At 46.1% G+C, this 1,439-nt stretch carries 1 protein-coding gene; it reads left to right on the forward strand.

The genetic code is table 11. The annotated features are described in order from the left end of the window. On the forward strand, window positions 1-1,439 hold a 1,439-nt coding region (locus LQ694_RS15390), incomplete at both ends, for an E domain-containing protein (protein ID WP_239772209.1).

Consider the following 1,439-nt stretch of genomic DNA (forward strand, 5'->3'; position numbering starts at 1 on the left):
ACAGAAGAAGTAACAAAAGAACCAGTAGATGAAATCACACAATTTGGTGGAGAAGAAGTACCGCAAGGTCACAAAGATGAGTTCGATCCAAACTTACCAGTAGACGGTACAGAAGAAGTACCAGGTAAACCAGGAATTAAGAACCCAGATACAGGTGAAGTGGTAACACCGCCAGTAGACGATGTCACAAAACATGGTCCAAAAGCAGGTGAACCAGAGGTTACTAAGGAAGAAATTCCATATGAAACTAAACGCGTATTAGATCCAACAATGGAACCAGGTAGTCCTGATAAAGTGGCTCAAAAAGGTGAAAATGGTGAAAAAACAACAACAACACCAACTACAATTAATCCATTAACAGGAGAAAAAGTAGGCGAAGGCGAGCCAACAACGGAAGTAACGAAAGAACCAACAGACGAAATTGTTAACTATGCACCTGAAATTATTCCTCATGGTACTCGTGAAGAAATTGATCCAAACTTACCAGAAGGTGAAACTAAAGTTATCCCAGGTAAAGATGGCTTGAAAGATCCTGAAACTGGAGAAATCATTGAAGAACCACAAGATGAAGTAATCATCCATGGTGCTAAAGATGACTCAGATTCAGACGCGGACAGTGATTCAGATGCAGATTCTGATTCAGATGCAGATTCTGATTCAGATGCAGACAGTGACTCAGATGCGGACTCTGACTCAGATGCAGATTCAGATGCGGATAGCGATTCAGACGCAGATAGCGACTCAGATTCAGACTCAGACTCAGATGCGGATAGCGACTCAGACGCGGACAGTGACTCAGATGCGGATTCTGACTCAGACGCAGACAGCGATTCAGACGCGGATTCTGACTCAGATGCGGACAGCAATTCAGATGCGGATTCAGACTCAGATGCGGACAGCGATTCAGACGCAGATAGTGACTCAGATGCGGACAGCGATTCAGACGCAGATAGTGACTCAGATGCGGACTCTGATTCAGACGCGGACAGTGATTCAGATGCAGATTCTGATTCAGACGCGGACAGCGATTCAGATGCGGACTCTGATTCAGATGCGGACAGCGATTCAGATGCAGATTCTGATTCAGATGCGGACAGTGACTCAGATGCAGACTCTGACTCAGACGCAGATAGCGACTCAGATGCAGATAGCGACTCAGATGCAGACTCTGATTCAGATGCAGATAGCGATTCAGACGCAGATTCTGATTCAGACGCAGACAGTGACTCAGACGCGGACTCAGATTCAGATGCAGACTCTGACTCAGATGCGGACTCTGATTCAGATGCGGACAGTGATTCAGATGCAGATTCAGACTCAGATGCGGACTCAGATGCAGACAGTGACTCAGATGCAGATTCTGATTCAGATGCGGACTCTGACTCCGATGCAGATAGCGACTCAGATGCGGATAGCGATTCAGACGCGGATTCTGATTC

This window comes from Mammaliicoccus sp. P-M58 (assembly GCF_022386165.1).
GTDB lineage: Bacteria > Bacillota > Bacilli > Staphylococcales > Staphylococcaceae > Mammaliicoccus > Mammaliicoccus sciuri.